The organism is Nonomuraea corallina (genome assembly GCF_027620315.1).
In the GTDB taxonomy this organism is placed as follows: Bacteria; Actinomycetota; Actinomycetes; order Streptosporangiales; family Streptosporangiaceae; genus Nonomuraea; species Nonomuraea corallina.
In genome coordinates, this window is the sequence record NZ_JAPNNL010000040.1 from 18,095 (window position 1) to 33,183 (window position 15,089).

Annotated in this window: 14 protein-coding genes; 4 read left to right on the plus strand and 10 right to left on the minus strand. The window is 69.9% G+C overall.

Annotated elements, in window-relative coordinates; all coding sequences use genetic code 11:
* Nucleotides 1–121: 121 nt before the first annotated feature.
* From OUY22_RS12975 to prcB, 5 genes are all read right to left on the minus strand, one after another.
* The gene (locus tag OUY22_RS12975; protein WP_270155145.1) at nt 122–1,036 is read right to left on the minus strand and encodes an FKBP-type peptidyl-prolyl cis-trans isomerase; all 915 of its coding nucleotides are present in this window, start codon (nt 1,034–1,036) and stop codon (nt 122–124) included.
* Nucleotides 1,037–1,127: 91 nt separating this feature from the next.
* Complete coding sequence (gene pafA, locus OUY22_RS12980) at nt 1,128–2,486, minus strand: Pup--protein ligase (RefSeq protein ID WP_270155146.1); 1,359 nt, start codon at nt 2,484–2,486, stop codon at nt 1,128–1,130.
* A 63-nt stretch (nt 2,487–2,549) separates the two neighbouring features.
* Nucleotides 2,550–3,062, minus strand: a complete 513-nt coding sequence (locus OUY22_RS12985) for a hypothetical protein (RefSeq protein WP_270155166.1) — start codon at nt 3,060–3,062, stop codon at nt 2,550–2,552.
* Between the two features lie 94 nt (nt 3,063–3,156).
* Nucleotides 3,157–3,960, minus strand: coding sequence for a proteasome subunit alpha (gene prcA / locus OUY22_RS12990; RefSeq protein ID WP_270155167.1), 804 nt, complete (start codon nt 3,958–3,960; stop codon nt 3,157–3,159).
* A 21-nt stretch (nt 3,961–3,981) separates the two neighbouring features.
* The gene (gene prcB, locus OUY22_RS12995; protein WP_408638155.1) at nt 3,982–4,827 is read right to left on the minus strand and encodes a proteasome subunit beta; all 846 of its coding nucleotides are present in this window, start codon (nt 4,825–4,827) and stop codon (nt 3,982–3,984) included.
* Nucleotides 4,828–5,019: 192 nt separating this feature from the next.
* Here prcB and OUY22_RS13000 point away from each other — a divergent pair, with 192 nt between their 5' ends.
* Nucleotides 5,020–6,051 carry a DNA polymerase IV gene (locus OUY22_RS13000; protein ID WP_270155147.1) on the plus strand — a complete coding sequence of 344 codons (1,032 nt, stop codon included), beginning with the start codon at nt 5,020–5,022 and terminating at the stop codon, nt 6,049–6,051.
* Nucleotides 6,052–6,387: 336 nt separating this feature from the next.
* On the opposite strand, the gene OUY22_RS13005 is transcribed toward OUY22_RS13000, so the two are convergent.
* Entirely contained in the window at nt 6,388–6,597 is a 210-nt protein-coding gene (locus tag OUY22_RS13005) for a ubiquitin-like protein Pup (RefSeq protein WP_148432818.1), read from the minus strand.
* Nucleotides 6,598–6,749: 152 nt separating this feature from the next.
* On the opposite strand from OUY22_RS13005, the gene OUY22_RS13010 reads away from it, so the two are divergent.
* Entirely contained in the window at nt 6,750–7,154 is a 405-nt protein-coding gene (locus OUY22_RS13010; RefSeq protein WP_270155148.1) for a hypothetical protein, read from the plus strand.
* A 12-nt stretch (nt 7,155–7,166) separates the two neighbouring features.
* On the opposite strand, the gene dop is transcribed toward OUY22_RS13010, so the two are convergent.
* Together dop and OUY22_RS13020 are read right to left on the minus strand one after the other, a co-directional pair.
* Nucleotides 7,167–8,681 carry a depupylase/deamidase Dop gene (gene dop, locus OUY22_RS13015; RefSeq protein ID WP_270155149.1) on the minus strand — a complete coding sequence of 505 codons (1,515 nt, stop codon included), beginning with the start codon at nt 8,679–8,681 and terminating at the stop codon, nt 7,167–7,169.
* Between the two features lie 85 nt (nt 8,682–8,766).
* The gene (locus OUY22_RS13020) at nt 8,767–9,891 is read right to left on the minus strand and encodes an acyltransferase family protein (protein WP_270155150.1); all 1,125 of its coding nucleotides are present in this window, start codon (nt 9,889–9,891) and stop codon (nt 8,767–8,769) included.
* A 232-nt stretch (nt 9,892–10,123) separates the two neighbouring features.
* On the opposite strand from OUY22_RS13020, the gene OUY22_RS13025 reads away from it, so the two are divergent.
* Nucleotides 10,124–11,011 (plus strand): serine hydrolase, encoded by an 888-nt coding sequence (locus OUY22_RS13025; RefSeq protein ID WP_270155151.1) that lies wholly within the window; start codon nt 10,124–10,126, stop codon nt 11,009–11,011.
* Nucleotides 11,012–11,091: 80 nt separating this feature from the next.
* On the opposite strand, the gene arc is transcribed toward OUY22_RS13025, so the two are convergent.
* Both arc and OUY22_RS13035 read right to left on the minus strand, forming a co-directional pair.
* Nucleotides 11,092–12,864, minus strand: coding sequence for a proteasome ATPase (gene arc / locus OUY22_RS13030; RefSeq protein ID WP_270155152.1), 1,773 nt, complete (start codon nt 12,862–12,864; stop codon nt 11,092–11,094).
* 194 nt (nt 12,865–13,058) lie between these two features.
* Nucleotides 13,059–13,910, minus strand: coding sequence for a tRNA (adenine-N1)-methyltransferase (locus OUY22_RS13035; RefSeq protein WP_270155153.1), 852 nt, complete (start codon nt 13,908–13,910; stop codon nt 13,059–13,061).
* Between the two features lie 55 nt (nt 13,911–13,965).
* On the opposite strand from OUY22_RS13035, the gene OUY22_RS13040 reads away from it, so the two are divergent.
* Entirely contained in the window at nt 13,966–15,072 is a 1,107-nt protein-coding gene (locus tag OUY22_RS13040; RefSeq protein WP_270155154.1) for a GNAT family N-acetyltransferase, read from the plus strand.
* Nucleotides 15,073–15,089 lie beyond the last annotated feature (17 nt).

Here is a 15,089-nt window from a genome sequence, read left to right on the forward strand (position 1 = left end):
GCGATGCTACCGCGCCGCCCGTCGTCGACGACATCCCGAAGCGTCACAGGCAGCTCGAAGGCGACGGGCGTGCCTCCCGTCCCGGGCGGCACGCCCGCTGTGCGCCGTCAGAGGTCCCGCGTCAGGCCGCCGAGAGGACGTCCACCACGAACACCAGCGTGCTCTTCGCCGGGATGCCCTGCTGCTCCTGGTCGCCGTAGCCGAGGTCCGGCGGGATGCTCATCACCACGCGGCTGCCCACCGGCACGCCCTCCAGCCCCTGCTGCCAGCCCTTGATGACCTGGGCCAGCGGGAACGAGGCCGGCTCGCCGCGGCCCCAGCTGGAGTCGAACTCCTTGTCGGTGCCCCAGATCTTGCCGGTGTAGTGGACGGTCAGCGTCTGGTCGCCCTTGACCGGCGCGCCCTCGCCCTTGATGAGGGTCTTGACCACCAGCTCCTTGGACGGCTTGTCGGAGGTCTTCGTGGTGAGCGTGGGCGCCTGGTCGCCGCCGGGGTTGTCCACCTTGACGCCCTTGAGGGTCTCACCGGTCTCCTCGCCGGAGGCGGCCTTGGGCTGGGTGCCGACCACGTCCATGACGAACACCTTGGTCGGCTCCGCCGGCGCGGTCTGCCCCGCCGCCGGGGTGGTGAGGTCGTTGGCCATGACCGCCAGCAGGCGGCCGCCGTGCTTCAGCTGGGTGAAGCCGTCGCGCAGCAGCTGCGGGAGCTGCTCGTTCACCGGCAGCGTCTCCGGCGTCTTCGTGTCGTACGTGGAACCCTGCAGGGCGTTGCCCTTGCCGTCCCAGTTCCAGACGGACAGGTTGACGATGAGCTGGTCGCCCGCCTTCACCGCGGGGCCGGTGCCGGCCTCCAGGACCTTGTACGACGACTTGGTGGCGGGATTACCGGTGGGGAAGGTCACCGTGGGCTTGGCGCCCACCTGGCCGGCGACCTTCACCCCCGCGGACCCGTCGCCGGCCGGAGTCGTTTCGGAGCCGCACGCGGCGGCGAGGAGGAGCAAAGGCACGGCGGCCAGAGCGGCCAGAGCGCGGCGCATGGGTTTCCCTCGGAACAGACGGTCAGATTCGCGTCACCCTACCTGAAGCCGGGTAGGCCGGAGGTAAACCCATGCTGTCAAGCCGTCCAGGTCACATGCCCGCGATCAGTTTGTCCACCCTCTCGTCGACGCTGCGGAACGGGTCCTTGCACAGCACCGTCCGCTGGGCCTGGTCGTTGAGCTTGAGGTGCACCCAGTCGACGGTGAAGTCACGGCGCTTCTCCTGCGCCTTGCGGATGAACTCGCCGCGCAGCCGCGCCCTGGTGGTCTGCGGAGGCACCGACTTCGCCTCGAAGATCTTCAGGTCGGACGCCACCCGCTCCACCGAGCCGCGCTTCTGCAGCAGGTAGTAGAGGCCGCGCCTGCGGTGGACGTCGTGGTAGGCGAGGTCGAGCTGCGCCACCCGGGGCGACGACAGCGGCAGGTCGTACTTCTTGCGGTAGCGCTCGATCAGCTGGTACTTCGTCACCCAGTCGATCTCCCGCGACACCAGGTCGAGGTCGCCCGTCTCGACCGCGCGCAGCGTGCGCTCCCACAGCTCCAGCACCCGGTGGGCGATGGCGTCGCCGCCGCGCCGGTCGACGAAGTCCTTCGCCTTGGCGAGGTACTCCTGCTGGATCTCCAGGCTGGACGCCTCCCTGCCGTTGGCCAGCCGCACCCTCCGCCGGCCGGTCATGTCGTGCGACACCTCCCGGATGGCCCTGATCGGGTTCTCCAGGGTCAGGTCGCGCATCACCGTGCCGGCCTCGATCATGCGCAGCACCAGGTCGGTGGCGCCGACCTTGAGCAGCATCGTGGTCTCGCTCATGTTGGAGTCGCCGACGATGACGTGCAGGCGGCGGAACCGCTCGGCGTCGGCGTGCGGCTCGTCGCGCGTGTTGATGATCGGCCGCGACCGGGTCGTGGCCGAGGAGACGCCCTCCCAGATGTGCTCGGCCCGCTGCGAGACGCAGTAGACGGCGCCGCGCGGCGTCTGCAGCACCTTGCCGGCGCCGCAGATGATCTGCCGTGTCACCAGGAACGGGATGAGCACGTCGGCCAGCCGGCCGAACTCGCCGTGCCGGCCCACCAGGTAGTTCTCGTGGCAGCCGTAGGAGTTGCCGGCCGAGTCGGTGTTGTTCTTGAAGAGATAGATGTCTCCCGCGATGCCCTCTTCGCGCAGCCGTTTCTCGGCGTCGACCAGAAGGCCCTCCAGGATCCGCTCACCCGCCTTGTCGTGGGTGACCAGCTCGATGACGTTGTCACACTCGGGGGTTGCGTATTCAGGATGGCTGCCTACGTCGAGGTAGAGGCGTGCGCCGTTGCGGAGGAAGACGTTGCTCGATCGGCCCCAGGACACGACCCGCCGGAACAGGTAGCGCGCGACCTCGTCGGGGGACAGCCTGCGCTGGCCCCGGAACGTGCAGGTCACGCCGTACTCGTTCTCCAGCCCGAAGATGCGACGATCCATCACCTCACACTATGCCCACCGATGGGCGAGCGGGAGAGATCCCCGCCCGGTGTTTTCCCGGCGTCAGGGCGTGAAGATCTCCTGAACCTTGACGATCGTGCCCTTGCGGACGGTGATGAGCGCCGGCCGCTCTCCGCCGCGGGCCCGTTCGACGAGGTCACCGCGCGGGCACCGCCGGTCGCCCAGGCCGGTGCGGCGGTCGGCGGTCACGGTGGTCATCCTCTGACCGCAGCCGAGCGCCGACAGGAACACCACGTCCTTGGCGAGGGGCGAGGCGTAGACCCGCACGTCGCCCTCCGGCGGGCCGACGAAGCGGCCCTCGGTGACCTTGCCCTTCCTCCACCTGATGGGTTCGTACTCGGCGACGCCGTCGCCGTGCACATGGGTGATCCAGCCGCGCAGCACGCCGTCGCGGCGCGGGTGCGGCGATCGGGTGAAGTCGTGCCCCGGGTCGGCCTGGAAGGTCGTGCCGAAGATCTTCGGCGCCTTGGGGCGCGGGAGCGGGGCGGCCTCGGCCGCCACGGAGGACGTCAGGAGCAGGGCGGCGGCGCCACCGGCGACCAGGCCGCGGATCATCGTGTTCACGGAACGTAGGATGGCCGATCGGCCCCGGCGGTTGGCGGGCCCCGGTGTGATCCATCTCACACCGGGACCGCGTGCGGCCGTGCCGTTACAGCGGTGACGATCCGTCGTCGACCGGGCCGTCGGGGCCCGTGGGCGGCGGCTTCTCGCCGTTGCCCTTGGCGGGCGGCTCGGCCGGGGACTCCGGCTCGTCCACGGCGGGCGTGGCCGCCGACGCGGCCAGCAGCCGGTCGAGCCGGGCGCCGGTCAGCCGCTTGAACTTGCGGTGCTCGCGGTTGCGGTCGAGCACCGCGACCTCCAGCTGCTCCACCGGCGGCCGCTCCCCGCCCGGCTCGGTCAGCGCGGCGAGCGCCACCTCCAGGGCGTCGGACAGCGACATCGACTCGCGGTAGCGCTCCTTCAGCCGGCCCAGCACCGCGTCGGCCTGGCCGCCCATCGCCGCGAAGCCGTGCTCGTCGAAGACCGAGCCGTCGAACGTCAGGCGGTAGATCGCGTCGCCGTCGGGCTCGTCGCCCACCTCGGCGACCACGACCTCCACCTCCAGGGACTTGATCGACTCGGTGAAGATGCGGCCCAGGTTGGACGCGTACAGGTTGGCCAGGCCGCGGCCGGTCACGTCGGAGCGGTCGTAGGAGTAGCCGTTGATGTCGGCGTAGCGAATGCCGCCGAGCCGCAGCTCCTCGAACTCGTTGTAGCGGCCCACCGCGGCGAACCCGATGCGGTCGTAGATCTCACTGATCTTGTGCAGCGCCCGCGACGGGTTGGGGGCCACGAACAGGATGCCGTCCACGTACTGCAGCACGACGACGGAACGGCCCCGCGCGATCCCCTTGCGCGCGTAGTCCGCCTTGTCCCGCATGATCTGCTCTGGGGACGCATATCCGAAAGGCATGGACACGGGTGAGGGTCCTTTCTAGCGCAGCGGGGCGATGGGGCCGTCGGGAGCGATCAGGCGGGCGTCGAGCATCTGGCTCACGTACTCCGACACCTGCTCGTCGGTCAGCCGGCGGAAACCGTCGGCGTCGATGACCGACACGATCGGGAAGATCTTCCGCGTCACGTCGGGACCGCCGGTCGCCGAGTCGTCGTCGGCGGCGTCGTACAGCGCCTGGATGAGCGCCATCGTGATGTCGTCGGCCGACGCACCCTCCCGGTAGAGCTTCTTCAACGCGCCCCGAGCGAAGATCGAACCCGAGCCGATCGCGTCGAACCGCTCACGCTCGTAGGGTCCGCCCGCGACGTCGTAGCTGAAGATCCGGCCCTCGTCGCGGTCGGGGTCGTAGGCGGCGAACAACGGCACCACCACCAGCCCCTGCATCGCCATCGCCAAGTTGCCGCGGATCATGGTCGCGAGGCGGTTGGCCTTGCCCCTGACCGACATCGTGCGGCCTTCGAGCTTCTCGTAGTGCTCCAGCTCCACCCTATAGAGCCGGGCCATCTCCAGGCCGGTCGAGGCCGTGCCGGCGATGCCCATGCAGGAGTAGTCGTCAGTGCGGAACACCTTCTCCACGTCACGCTGGGAAATGATGTTGCCGGACGTGGCGCGCCGGTCGCCGGCCATCACCACCCCGCCGGCGAACGTCGCCGCCACGATCGTGGTCGCGTGCGGAACCTGGTCGCCGATCGGCGTGGCCAGCACCTCGTCTCTGCGGGGCAGCAACTCGGGCGCGTACGCCCCCACGAAATCGGTGAACGAGGAACTTCCGGTGTTCTGGAAAAGCTGGCTCATCAAGCCGGCGGGCAGATCCCTCTTAGCCACGCGACTCCCTCCCCAAGTTCAGTGTTCCTGAGCCGACCCTACTGGTGTTGTGTCGCTGTCTGCACTTCCCACGATCAGCTCAGGGCGAACCGGTCATCAGATCGTTTCTTCACCCCCTGCCACGCCCGCGCGTCCCGTGGGCGCGGGCGGGGCGGGCCGTCCGCGCCGCGGTCCCGGACGGATACTGGACGCATGAGGACCTGGGTCCTGCACGTCGACCTCGACCAGTTCATCGCCGCGGTCGAGCTGCTGCGCCACCCGGAGCTGCGCGGCCTGCCGGTGGTCGTCGGCGGCGACGGCGACCCCACCCGCTCGCGCACCGTCGCGGCCACCGCCACCTACGAGGCCCGCGCCCACGGCGTCCACTCCGGCATGCCGCTGCGCACCGCACTGCGGCGCTGCCCCGAGGCCGTCTTCCTGCCGAGCGACCCGCCCGCCTACGAGGCGGTCTCCGCCCGCGTCATGGCCGTCCTGCGCGAGTTCCCCGCCGACGTCGAGGTGTGGGGCTGGGACGAAGCCTTCCTCGGCGCCCGCACCGACGACCCGGAGGCGCTCGCCCTGGCCGTCCAGCGAGCCGTGCGCGAACGCACCGAGCTGTCCTGCTCCGTGGGCATCGGCGACAACAAGCACCAGGCCAAGCTCGCCTCGGGGTTCGCCAAACCGGCCGGGGTCCACCGCCTCACCGGCGACACCTGGGCCGAGCAGATGCACCACAGGCCCACCGACGCGCTCTGGGGGATCGGCGCCAAGACCGCCAGGAAGCTCGCCGGCCTGGGCCTGCGCACCGTCGCCGAGCTCGCCGCCGCCGACCCCGGGGAGCTGGCCGCCCGGTTCGGCCCCACGAACGGCCCGTGGCTGCGCTATCTCGCACTCGGCCGGGGCGAGGCCGAGGTCGTCACCACCCCGTGGATCCCGCGCGGCCACAGCCGCGAGACCACCTTCAGGGAGGATCTCACCGATCCGGCCGAGATCGCCGATCACGTCACCCTGCTCGCGGGCCACGTCACCGCCGACGCCGTGGAAGCCGGTCGCGCCATCGTCCGGGTCACGGTCAAGGTGCGCTTCACCCCGTTCCTGACCAGGACCCGTCAGACGACGCTTCCCTCCCCCACGACCGACGCCGGCACCGTCACCGGCGCCGCGCTCGACGCCCTCTCGCGGTTCGAACTGGACCGTCCCGTACGCCTCCTCGGCGTCGGCGCCGCCTACCAGATGCCCGCCTGAACCCTGCCCGGATCGGCTGTGCCGCGCCCGGCGCGGCGGACGGCGCACCGCCCGCCGCCGCGGGCGGGCGTGCGCTCGAAGTCGTCGCCGGTGAATGTCGTCGCCGGTGAATGTCGTCGTGGTGTTCAGCAGGTGGTCGCGTCGGCTGCCATGGTTCTCGGTTCGGTTCTCGGTTCGGTTCTCGGTTCGGTTCTCGGTTCGGTTCTCGGTTCGGTTCTCGGTTCGGTTCGCGCGCATCGCTCGCGGGCGGCACGGGCGATGGCGCGCCGTCGGATGGGCCCGCTCGGGCTCTCCGGCGTACGCCCCTTCGTCACCCCTCGTCGGTGTCCGTCGCTGCTACTCGCCGCCCTTTTGCACGTACGAGCGGACGAACTCCTCGGCGTTCTCTTCGAGGACCTCGTCGATCTCGTCCAGAATCGCGTCGACGTCGTCCGTGAGCTTCTCCTGGCGCTCCTGGACGTCCGGCGCCGCCGAAGCCTCGGTCTCCTCGACCTCGGACTCGCGCCGACCGGCCTGCTTCTGCCCGCCGGTGTCCTTCGTAGCCATGCCCTACCTCCATGTCGGGGGACTTGCCTCTCAGCCCATATCTTCCCCGAACGACACGACAATTCGCGCCGATCGTCCCCTGACCTTACCCGCTTGACTGGATAGTGCCACTATCCAATAATGGGACCACCCATGACACAGGAGGTTCTGAGATGTCCCCCGCTTCGCTCAGCACGGCAGGCGTGCTGCTCATCACGGTTCCGACGATCGCCTTCGGCGGTGTCACGCTGCTGCGGTTCCTGATGCGGAACGTTCCCGGCTATCTGGACAACCCGGTGCGACGCGGTCTGTGGCGGGCCGGGCACGCGCACGCGGGCGTCCTGGTGCTCTTCAGCCTGGTGGCGATGCTGTACGTGGACCAGGCCGCGCTGTCGGACCCGGTGAAGGAGTGGGTCCGCCTGTCGATCGTGGCGGCGCCGATCCTGATGCCGCTGGGGTTCTTCCTGTCGGTGGCGCGCCCCGGCGACACCAAGCCGAACAAGCTCATCTACCTGACGTTCCTCGGCGGCGCCTCGCTCGCGGTGGGGACGCTGACGCTGGGCATCGGGCTGGTGTAGCCCGCCGCCCGGCTACTCCCCGCCGGTGAGGGCGGCGACCAGGTCGGCCGCGGTGCGGCAGCGGTCGAACAGCTCGCCGACGTGGGCCTTGGTGCCGCGCAGCGGCTCCAAGGTCGGGACGCGCTGGAGCGACTCCCTGCCGGGGATGTCGAAGATGACGGAGTCCCAGGACGCGGCGGCGACGGCCTCGCTGTACTGCCTCAGGCAACGGCCGCGGAAGTAGGCGCGGGTGTCGGCGGGCGGGTGCTCCACCGCTCGCTGGACCTCCTCCTCGCTGACCAGGCGCTGCACCCGGCCGCGGGCCACGAGCCGGTTGTACAGGCCCCGGTCGGGCCGGATGTCGGAGTACTGCAGGTCGACGAGCTGGAGCCTGGGGTGGGACCAGGCCAGGCCGTCACGGCTGCGGTAGCCCTCCAGGAGTTCGAGCTTGGCCACCCAGTCGAGCTCCCTGGACAGCTGCATCGGGTCCTCGGCCAGGCGGGTGAGCACGGACTCCCAGCGGTCCAGGACGTCCTTGTTCATCTCGTCCTGGGCCGTCTCGCGCTCCTCGACGTACTTGCGCGCCTGCTCCAGATATTCCATCTGGAGCTGGACGGCGGTGAGCTTGCGGCCGTCGCGCATCGGGATCTCGTAGCGGCAGGAGGGGTCGTGGGAGACGGCGCGCAGCGCCTGGACGGGGTTCTCGATCGTGAGGTCCCGGGTGAGGAAGCCGTCCTCGATCATGGCGAGGACGAGCGCGGTCGAACCCAGCTTCAGATATGTGGAAATCTCCGACATGTTGGCGTCGCCGATGATGACATGCAGCCGCCGGTACTTCTCCGGGTCGGCGTGCGGCTCGTCCCGCGTGTTGATGATCGGCCGCTTGAGCGTGGTCTCCAGGCCCACCTCGACCTCGAAGAAGTCGGCCCGCTGGCTGATCTGGAAGCCCTCGCCGCGCGAGTCCTGGCCGATGCCGACCTTCCCGGCGCCGACGACGACCTGCCGGGAGACGAAGAACGGGGTGAGGTGGCGGACGATGTCGGCGAACGGCGTGGCGCGCCGCATGAGGTAGTTCTCGTGGCAGCCGTAGCTGGCGCCCTTGGCGTCGGTGTTGTTCTTGTAGAGCTGGATCGGCGCGTTGGCCGGGATGGCGCCGGCCCGCTGCGCGGCGTCGTACATGACCCGCTCGCCGGCCTTGTCCCAGATGACGGCGGCGCGCGGGTTGGTGCACTCCGGCGTGGAGTACTCGGGGTGGGCGTGGTCGACGTAGAGCCGGGCGCCGTTGGTGAGGATGACGTTGGCGAGGCCGAGGTCCTCGTCGGTCAGCTGGCTGGGGTCGGCGACCTCCCGGGCGAGGTCGAACCCCCGCGCGTCGCGCAGCGGGTTCTCCTCCTCGAAGTCCCACCGCGCCCTGCGCGCCTTGGCCGCGGACGCGGCCAAGTACGCGTTGACCACCTGTGAAGAGGTCACCATCGCGTTGGCGCCTGGCTGACCAGGTACGGAGATGCCGTACTCGGTCTCGATGCCCATCACCCGACGCACCGTCATGCGCACCCTCTGTTCGTCCGGATCTGTCTATCCGCCGTTTATATGCCCGAGCCTATGCCCTTCACAGTGCCCCAGGGTCACAGAGTTATGGCACCGACGTCTTTTCCCCCTGTACCACGGGCGCCGCCACGCCGGGCGGCGTCCGGCGTGGCCTGAGTACGCGCTGGATGGGACGCTCGGCGAGGGCGTAGACCGCGTACGACACCACCAGCGCGGCGACGGTGGTGAGAGTGGCGGTGGCCCACGGCGGCAGTTCGGCGGTGAGCGGCGGGATGAGCACCACGGCGACGACGGAATGGAACAGATAGAGCGGGTACGTGGTCGCGCCGAGCGCGGTGAGGACCGGGCGGCTGCGCATGCGGAGCAGCCCCAGCGCGACGAGCGCCATGACGAGGAAGATCAACGTGACGGTGACGATCACGCTGAGGTCGGTGACGGGCATGGCCTTGAACCCGGCGCGCTCGATCCGGCCCTGCACGCGTTCGAGAGCCGCGTACAGCGACATCCCGTACGAGGCCACGACGTAGATCCAGGGCAGCCAGGCGCTGCCCTGCTTGTGGATGAGGTAGAGGGCCATGCCGGCGACGAAATAGGGCGCGTACCGGGGCATGAGGATCTCGTTGAGCACCGGGTCGCCGAGGAGTTCGGCGCCCAGCGCGGCGACGAGCCAGACGCCGCAGAAGACGAGGACGCGGCCGTAGGTGACGCCGACCACGACCAGGACGGTGATGAGCAGGTAGAAACGCAGCTCGGCCCAGAGCGACCAGTAGACGCCGGACGCGTCGCCGATCTTGAACAGCCGCTGGAACATCGTGGCGTTGACCAGATAGTCCCCGGCGGAGAGCTTGGGGTCGAGCGCCTTCGCGCTGGTGAGGCCGTAGACGCCCACCACGGCGAGAAGGCTGAGCCAGTAGGCGGGGTAGAGCCTGACCAGCCTGGAGCGGGCGAAGGAGCCGAGACCCCGCCCCCAGATCGTCATGAGGATGACGAAGCCGCTGATGATGAAGAACAGCTCCACGCCGAGGATGCCCAGGCCCGCGATGGGGGCGAGGGCGGGGAACAGCTCGGCGGGCCGCTCGCCCCAGACGGAGGCGTAGGCGACGAGGTAGTGGAAGGCCAGCACGGCCAGCGCGGCGATGAAGCGCAGGAGGTCGAGCTCGGCCAGCCGACCGTCCCCCAGAGCGTGTTTGGGCCGGGTACTGCGTTGCACGAGATCTTGGACGTCACATTGATCGCTTCGGTTCCCTTCTTTCACTTTCGTCACAGAAGGGGCAGGTGGGGTGCGCGAAGCGTCACCGACGGCGGAGGCGGGGCAGGCGAGGAACCGCGCCCTGTCCCGATCGCGGGCAGACCCACGCTGATCGCTCGCCTGGCAGGGAGGCGGGTGGCCGTCCACGACAATGGGGTCACCTCTCGCCCGCCATCGGAAGGATCATCGTCCCGTGACCTCACACGACCGCCCGTCAGGCGAGTCCGCGGCGGACCTCCTGCGGGCGGCGGCGTCGGCCGTGGAGGCGGGTGACGGGAGCGGGTTCGCCGAGGCGCTGCGACGCGTCGCGGCCGCCTGCCCCGGCACCCTCGCCGTCTCCGTCCGCCCCCTCACCCCCGCCCCACCCACTCCCACCACGGACGACCACGCCCTGCTCGGGGCGCTGGCCCTGCACGAAGACGAGGAACTGCCGCTGGCCAGCGTCGGCAAGCTGCTGCTGCTGGCCGAGGTGGCGATGAGCGTCGACGGCGGCACCCTGGACCCGGACGAGCCGGTGGCCCTGCACGACGACGACTACTGCGGCGGGTCCGGGCTGCTGACGGGGCTGTCGGCGCGGACGTGGACGATCGGCGACCTGGCTCTGCTCACGGCGGCAGTGAGCGACAACACCGCGACGAACGCGCTGCTGCGCCGCGTCGGCCTGGACCGGGTCAACGCGGCCGGGGCCGCGCTCGGCCTGACCCGCACCCGCCTGCTGGACCGGATCCGTGAGCCGCGCGGTCCCGAGCACCCGCCGGTCTTCGCCCTGGGCACGGCGAGGGAACTGGCGGGCCTGGCGGCGCTCGTGGCCGCCCCGGCGGGGTGGCCGGCGCTGATGCGCGGGTGGATGCTCGCCAACACCGATCACGGCCTGGTGCCCGCCTTCGCCTGGCACGATCCCGAGGGCCGCCGGCTGGCCAACAAGACCGGCACCGACGACGGCGTACGGGCGGACGTCGGCCTGCTGGGCCCGCTCGCCTACGCGGTCCTCGCCTCCGGCCCGCCGGGCTCGGACGCGGGCCTCGCGCGGGCCGTCCGCCAGGCGGGCGCCCTGATCATCGCCGTATCAGGCACGCTTTAGCCCTCAGGAACGGCGACGGCGGCTTCTCACGGCAGGAGCCGCCGGCCGGTGTCCCGGCGCGGCGGCTCCTGGTCGTCGATCTACAGGTACTGGCCGGTGTTGGCGACGGTGTCGATGGACCGGCCGGCTTCGGCGCCCTGCTTGCCGGAGACGAGCGTACGGATGTAGACGATCCGCTCGCCCTTCTTGCCGGAGATGCGGGCCCAGTCGTCGGGGTTGGTGGTGTTGGGCAGGTCCTCGTTCTCGGAGAACTCGTCGACGCAGGCCGTCAGCAGGTGCTGCACCCGCAGGCCCTTCTGGTTGCTCTCCAGGAACTGCTTGATGGCCATCTTCTTGCCCCGGTCGACGATGTTCTGGATCATCGCGCCGGAGTTGAAGTCCTTGAAGTAGAGGACTTCCTTGTCACCGTTGGCGTAGGTGACCTCGAGGAAGCGGTTCTCCTCGCTCTCGGTGTACATGCGCTCCACGACGCGCTGGATCATGCCTTGGATGGTGGCCTCACGGGAGCCGCCGTGCTCGGCCAGATCCTCGGGGTGGAGCGGAAGGTCCGGGACGAGGTACTTGGAGAAGATGTCCTTGGCCGCCTCGGCGTCCGGCCGCTCGATCTTGATCTTGACGTCCAGGCGGCCGGGCCGCAGGATCGCCGGGTCGATCATGTCCTCGCGGTTGGAGGCGCCGATGACGATGACGTTCTCCAGGCCCTCGACGCCGTCGATCTCCGACAGCAGCTGGGGCACGATGGTGTTCTCGACGTCGGACGACACGCCGGAGCCCCGGGTACGGAAGATCGAGTCCATCTCGTCGAAGAACACGATCACCGGGGTGCCCTCGGAGGCCTTCTCGCGGGCGCGCTGGAAGACCAGGCGGATGTGCCGCTCGGTCTCGCCGACGTACTTGTTGAGCAGCTCCGGGCCCTTGATGTTGAGGAAGAAGCTCTTGCCCTCCTGGCCGGTGCGCTCGGCGACCTGCTTGGCCAGCGAGTTGGCGACGGCCTTGGCGATGAGCGTCTTGCCGCAGCCGGGCGGGCCGTAGAGCAGCACACCCTTGGGCGGACGGAGCTGGTGCTCGCGGAACAGGTCGGAGTGCAGGTAGGGAAGCTCGATGGCGTCCCTGATCTGCTCGATCTGCCGGGAGAGGCCGCCGATCTCGTGGTAGGAGATGTCGGGCACTTCTTCCAGGACGAGCTCTTCGACCTCGGACTTGGGAATGCGCTCGTACACGTAGCCCGAGCGCGGTTCGAGCAGGAGCGAGTCGCCGGCCCTGATGGGCTGGTCGACCAGCGAGTCGGCCAGGCGGACCACGCGCTCCTCGTCGGCGTGCGAGATGACCAGGGCGCGCTTGCCCTCGTCGAGGAGCTCCTTGAGCATCACGATCTCGCCGACCTCTTCGTAGCCGAGCGCCTCGACCACGTTGAGCGCCTCGTTGAGCATGACCTCCTGGCCACGCCTGAGCGAGTCGACGTCGACGGACGGGCTGACGTTCACCCGCAGCTTGCGGCCGCCGGTGAACACCTCGATCGTCCCGTCCTCTCGGGCCTCCAGGAAGGTGCCGAAACCGGACGGCGGCTGCGCCAGCCGGTCGACTTCTTCCTTGAGGGCGACGATCTGGTCCCGGGCTTCCTTGAGGGTTGCCACCAGGCGTTCGTTCTGGCCGGTCACGGCCGCGAGGTTCGCCTGCACCTCATGGAGACGCTCTTCGAGGACCCTGGCCTGACGGGGTGACTCCGCCAGCTTCCGCCTCAGCGCGGTGATCTCCTCTTGGAGGAAGGAGACCTGTGTTGAAAGATCAGCGACCTCCCGTTCGCGCTGCGCGGCTCGAGCCTCAGCATCATCGCGAGCTGCCACGCCCGTCACCTCCTTCCCAGTCGAGGGCGACTACTTAGGACCTTACCTATCTCGGGCCCCTCCGTAACCTGGCCGGGCAGTGTTCGTACAGTGACAATAAGTGTTCGGCGAATAATCCCCAATGGGGCGTTTAATACTCCCAGCATATGAACACGGTCATCTGTTCCCGCGTCACGCATCGGCGCAGCCTCGTGGCCAAATTGTCATAGTTCTTCGGTGGTTCCCTTCGGTCTCCGGCGGCGCGGCGGCGGGGTCACGCCGTCGGCCATGCGCCTGGCGATGACCAGGAACCCGGTGTGGCCGATCATCCGGTGATCCGGCCGTACGGCGAGCCCTTCGACATGCCAGTCGCGAACCAGGGTCTCCCACGCGTGAGGCTCGGTGAAACTCCCGTGATCGCGAATGGCCTCGACCGTTTTGGACAACTGGGTCGTGGTGGCGACATAACAGCAGATGACACCCCCGGGCGTCAGCGCCTTGGCGGCGGCGTCGACGCACTCCCACGGGGCCAGCATGTCGAGGATCACCCGGTCGACGTCGGACTCGTCGATCGACGAGACGAGGTCCCCGACGACGAGGCGCCAGTTGTCGTCCATCGGGCCGCCGTAGAACTTCTCCACGTTCCTGGCCGCCACGTCGGCGAACTCCTGGCGGCGCTCGTAGGAGGTCACGTGCCCTTCCGGGCCGACCGCGCGCAGCAGGAAGCAGGTCAGGGCGCCGGAGCCGACACCGGCCTCGATCACCCGCGCGCCCGGGAAGACGTCGGCCATGCCGACGATCATCGAGGCGTCCTTGGGGTAGATCACGGCGGCGCCGCGCGGCATGGCCAGCGTGTAGTCCTGCAGCAGGTGGCGGAAGGCGAGGTACTGGGTGCCGCCGGAGGAACGCACGACCGAGCCCTCGGGCTGCCCGATCAGCTCGCTGTGCGGGATGGCGCCCTTGTGGGTGTGGAAGACGCCGTCCTCCTTGAGCGTGATCGTGTGGCGCTTGTTCTTGGGGTCGGTGAGCTGCACCTGATCCCCGGGCCGGAACGGCCCATGCCTGCGGAAACCCATGGCGGCAAGGTTATAGGGGTTTCGGGCCGGTCCAGACGCGCGATATCTATGGGGGATGCTCCCGCGTGAAGTGATCGCCGTCGGTCCCCTCGTGCTGCGCCCGCCTGTGGAGACGGACGCACCCGAGATACAGGCCGTCTGCGACGACCCGTCGAGCGCGCGGCACCTGCCGCTGCTGCCGTCCCCGTACACCCTGGAGGACGCGCACGCGTACGTGCGCCGCGCCAAGACGGTGTGGGAGTCGGGCGGCGCGGAGTTCGCGATCACCCAGGACGGGCGCTACGCCGGCTCGGCCGGCGTGCGGCCCCTCACCGCGTACGGGACGACGGGGATCGACCTCCTGGTGGCCCCGTGGGCGCGCGGGCGCGACGTGGCCGCCACGGTGGCGCGAGGGCTGACCGAGTGGCTGCTCGACCACGGGGTCGAGCGGGTCGAACTGGAGGCGGAGGTGGAGGACCTTCCCGCGCTGCGGGCGGCCCTCCACGCCGGGTTCACCGAGGAGGGGCGCCGGCGCGACGCCAAGGCGCTGCGCGACGGCCGCCGCACGGACCTGGTGTCGTTCGGCCGGCTCGCCCGCGACGGCGGCGAGCCGGTGGAGCAGGCGCTGCCGTTCTTCGAAGGCGGCTTCGAGCACGGCGAGCTGGGCGACGGAGTGGTGCGGCTGACCCCGCTGACCGTGGCGGACGCCGGCGACTTCCACCGGCTGCTCCACGATCCCGGTGTCGCCCGGTTCGGCGTGCTGCCGGAGAACTCCCCCGAGGACATCGAGCGGCGCTGCCGGGCCACGGGCTACCTGTGGCTGACAGGGCGGCGGATCGAGCTGACCGTGCGGGACCCGAAGGGGGCGTTCGCCGGTCACCTGCAGCTCCTGCACAGCATGCCGGACTTCGGCGAGGGCATGATCGGCTACTCGCTGCTGCCGGAGTTCCGGGGCAGCGGGCTGATGACGCGGGCGGTGCGGCTGCTGTCCGACTGGGTGTTCGCGCACACCTCGCTGCACCGGCTGGTGGCGGGCACCGACGCGGCCAACACGGCGTCGCAGGCGGTGCTGGAACGTTCCGGGTTCGCGCGCGAGGGCGTGCGGCCTGAGTTCTTCCCGCAGCCCGGCGGGCGCCGCAGCGACGAGATCTCCTGGCTGCGGCTGCGTCCGGCGTCGTCCTGAGGTCCGTTCCGGCCGCC

Coding starts and splice junctions, on each gene's coding strand:
- OUY22_RS13000 (WP_270155147.1), top strand. CDS start 5,020: ATGAGGACCTGGGTCCTGCACGTCGACCTCGACCAGTTCATCGCCGCG.
- OUY22_RS12985 (WP_270155166.1), bottom strand. CDS start 3,062: ATGATCCGCGGCCTGGTCGCCGGTGGCGCCGCCGCCCTGCTCCTGACG.
- OUY22_RS12975 (WP_270155145.1), bottom strand. CDS start 1,036: ATGCGCCGCGCTCTGGCCGCTCTGGCCGCCGTGCCTTTGCTCCTCCTC.
- OUY22_RS13040 (WP_270155154.1), top strand. CDS start 13,966: ATGCTCCCGCGTGAAGTGATCGCCGTCGGTCCCCTCGTGCTGCGCCCG.
- pafA (WP_270155146.1), bottom strand. CDS start 2,486: ATGGATCGTCGCATCTTCGGGCTGGAGAACGAGTACGGCGTGACCTGC.
- dop (WP_270155149.1), bottom strand. CDS start 8,681: ATGACGGTGCGTCGGGTGATGGGCATCGAGACCGAGTACGGCATCTCC.
- OUY22_RS13010 (WP_270155148.1), top strand. CDS start 6,750: ATGTCCCCCGCTTCGCTCAGCACGGCAGGCGTGCTGCTCATCACGGTT.
- OUY22_RS13005 (WP_148432818.1), bottom strand. CDS start 6,597: ATGGCTACGAAGGACACCGGCGGGCAGAAGCAGGCCGGTCGGCGCGAG.
- prcA (WP_270155167.1), bottom strand. CDS start 3,960: ATGCCTTTCGGATATGCGTCCCCAGAGCAGATCATGCGGGACAAGGCG.
- OUY22_RS13035 (WP_270155153.1), bottom strand. CDS start 13,910: ATGGGTTTCCGCAGGCATGGGCCGTTCCGGCCCGGGGATCAGGTGCAG.